This window comes from Tepidanaerobacter sp. GT38 (assembly GCF_021991635.1).
Taxonomy (GTDB): domain Bacteria; phylum Bacillota; class Thermosediminibacteria; order Thermosediminibacterales; family Tepidanaerobacteraceae; genus DTU063.
The window spans coordinates 1-3,721 of sequence record NZ_JAFFJA010000101.1 but is presented as its reverse complement, the minus strand read 5'-3'; the positions used below and the strand labels follow the sequence as shown (position 1 = coordinate 3,721).

General features: G+C 41.2%; 1 protein-coding gene. It reads left to right on the top strand.

Annotation, left to right across the window (positions count from 1 at the left end; translation table 11 throughout):
• The first annotated feature begins 172 nt into the window (after positions 1 to 172).
• Entirely contained in the window at positions 173 to 3,583 is a 3,411-nt protein-coding gene (locus tag JT739_RS11555; RefSeq protein WP_237661281.1) for a stalk domain-containing protein, read from the top strand.
• Positions 3,584 to 3,721 lie beyond the last annotated feature (138 nt).

Here is a 3,721-nt window from a genome sequence, read left to right as displayed (position 1 = left end):
CATTTAATATTGCAATTTAAGCTATATTTTTACTCTAGATGGAACCTTTAACTTTTTTATCCGTCTGATATAATAGATACATAGCATTTTCAGTAATTTGGGGGGAATCAGAACAAGGAGGGATATCGTAAAAAATTTATGAAAAATTGCTCTATAAATTGGAGGGATACAAATGATACATAACTTAGCCAAATATTTGAAAAAACGCTTTATTCCTTGCATTCTGGTTATCCTCGCTTTTGCATTTTCACTCATGCCGGCTTTCGGCCAGGAAATTCTTCTTTACGAAGAAATAACGGGTTTCCCTGTGACTGGCGGCGTTACGTACGAAGCCAAGACCTTATTTACGTCTCAGGGCTGGCAAAAAATCCATATTTTAAGGGTTAATTTAGACTCTGAAAATGTGGATGTAGACACAATCATAGGGAAAGGTGGACTTTCCAAAAGAGACTCCTTAAGCCGCATGGTACAGGACAATGGTGCGGTAGCCGGTATCAACGGCGATTTCTTTGTTACTGCTACGCCTTCTGCTCCTATTGGCCCGCAGATTATCAACGGCAAACTTATTTCTACACCGCTGAATGGCTTGGGTATGTCGTCTATCGGCCTTACCTTTGATAAGATTCCTGAGATTTTAAATCTAGAGTTTTCAGGAAGATTGATCGCTCCGGACCGCAGCTACTTTACTGTTGAAGGTGTAAATAAGATCAGAAACAGTTATAACAATATATTTGTATATACGCCTGAGTTTGGCACTACTACACCTAAACCAGGGGAAGGTGCACCTGATTTAACCTTTGCTACGGTAAAGGACAACCGAATCGTAAGTTTTTCTGAGGGGAAGACTGCCGAAATACCTCAGGACGGTTTGGTGCTGATGGCTTGGGGTGATGGAGGAAATTTCTTAAAGACCCGCTTTTCTATCGGTGACCCAATAGAATTGGACCTCAAAATCACTCCTGATATTTCTAATTTGAAAATGCTCTTAGGCGGCGGTGCTGTTTTAGTTGAAAATGGCAAGATACCTGAAACTTTCTCTCACAATATCGCTGGAACCCACCCCAGAACTGCTATTGGGTTTACAGCTGATAAAAAGACCATGATTATGGTTGTAGTTGATGGCCGTCAGGCTCAAAGCCGCGGTATGACCCAGCAGGAACTTGCCCAACTCATGTTAAGTCTAGGTGCTTATAATGCCTTAAATCTAGACGGTGGCGGTTCCTCTACCATGGTGGTAAAGCCTTTTTATGAAACTCAGGCAAAAGTTATAAATAGCCCATCAGAGGGCACCCAGCGGCTAATACCAAATGCCTTGGCTGTTTTTGCAAAGGCACCTGTAGGTGAGATTTACGGGTTAAAAATCACAGCATCTTCTTTTAATGTCGCCAAGGACAGCCATAGAACCTTTAATGTAATGGCATATGATAAAAACTACAACATTGTTGACTGCGATTTAAGCCAAGTTAAATGGAATGTTACAGGTGATATTGGTTACTTTAACGGCAATGTGTTTACCGCTCAAAAAAGCGGCACCGGGCAAGTTGTTGCAACTTTAGGTAATATTAAAGCCTCTCAGGAAATACGGGTATTAGAAGATAGTGTAATGCTTTCCGTAGAACCTTCAAAAATTCATGTAAATCCTGGAAGTAAAGCCGTCTTTAATGTGTATGTAACTGACAGCAAAGGCTTTAAAGCTCCTTTAGAGTCTACTGATGTAAAGTTAAACGTAGTTGGTGAGATTGGGTTTGCAAGCGGTTTAGAATTTACGGCAGGGCAAAACGCGTCAACGGGCGCAGTTATAGCAGAATTTGCAGGCCTTAAAGCCGGTGCGCTGGTACAAACAGGCTTTCAAAGCATATTAATTGATGACTTCGAAAGTGTACAGGGCAAAGCCTTTCAGTCTTATCCTGAATACGTAAAAGGTTCCTTCAGTATTACCCCACTACCCGATCCAGTATATTCCGGACAGTTCTCCGGCAAATTAACCTATGATTTTACAGAAGGAACTGATACCAGGGCAGCTTACCTTGCCTTCGAAAACGGCGGCAAAACTCTGCCGGAAGGTACATCAAAATTTGGCATTAGGGTTTACGGCCAGGGCAATGGAGAATGGATTAGAGCAGCAGTTTTGGATGCCTCAGGCAAGGAAACCTTACTTGATATTGCAAAAAGCGTAGACTGGCACGATTGGCGCTGGGTAGAAGTAAATTTACCTTCTGGCAAAGCACCATTTAAACTAAAGACCATTTATGTAGTAGAGACAAACCCTGACAAGAAAAACGCTGGATCCATTTATTTGGATGACCTTACCGCTTTAGTTTCCGGAAAATACGATGAATCCCTAATCCCTTCTGGCTCAATGTGGATTGATACCGCAAATCAAAAGGGCAGCGGTTTTACCTTCGGAGCATTGGGCACAATGCCGGTGGCTAATCAAAACAATGTTAATACACTGGCGCTCGCCAAAAACGTTTTAAATAATCATAATGCCAGTTTTACTGCCATAGTAGGGACACCCTGGACCAATGAAACCACGTTAAATTCTCAACTAAAAGGACTAGAGAATTACAAATTTAGCGGGAAGGGCTATTCTGTATTGACTGAAAAAGAAGCTACGTTTATCTTTTTAGATGCCTCCAAGGGTAGTTTGCGCGCCACCGATTATAAGCAGTGGTTAAATCTGCAAAATGATTTAAAATCCGTGGATAAATCCAAACCTCTCTTTGTAGTCATAGACAGGGCTCCGGAAAGCTTTTCGGATACATTGGAAGGCGATCTTCTAAAGAAAATTCTCACAGAACATGCTAAATCTACCGGTCAGGGCGTATGGGTATTAACAAATGGCAAGTCAAATCCCTTTAATAGTAAGGCCACAGATGGAGTGCACTATGTTTCAATCCCAGATATAAACGCAGCTGAACCTGCTGTAGTATTGTTTTATGTTGCGAACGGCAAAGTGAATTACCAGGTCATTCCACTGATAAATAAGGTAGTTAATGAAACTCCTGTGGTAAAAGCAGGTGTAGCTACAGCTCTCAAAGTATACGGAATTACTTCCAGTGGCAATAAAGTACCCCTTGGCTATCCATATGCCGGAGATTGGCAGGTTGTGTATGATAAGCCTGTAGGGTTTGACCCCAAAACACTTACCTTTAAGGCAGTCGATGGAGGCACTGCTAAAATTCAGGTAAAAATAGGAGACAGCGTGTACACTCTTCCTGTTCAAATAAATGACATAACGGTTCTTGTAAACGGCAGAGAAGTGCTTTTTCCTGACCAAATGCCCTATATAAACAAAGACAACAGAACCATGGTTCCGGTAAGGTTTGTATCTGAAAGCCTCGGAGCAAAGGTAAGTTGGGACAATGACAATCGAATGGTTATTATAGAGAAGGGTAACGATATAATAAAATTAAAAATCGGAGAAAACAAAGCCGATGTCAATGGTAAAACAATATCCTTTGATACAACTGCCGTACTGCAAAATAACAGAACTATGGTACCTGTAAGGTTCATCAGCGAAGCCCTAGGTGCAAAAGTCGGTTGGATTCAAGAAAATAAAACCGTAGTAATCGAATATTAAGAGAAAGCCCGTCCTTTGAAAAGCTAAAGTTATGGCCAAAAGTATAGCCGTTCTGGTAAGCCATCTAATGGTGAACGGTTTTAAAGCATCTTTATTCATAAAATACCCCCCATATTGTTTTTTGTTCTAATTTTTCTT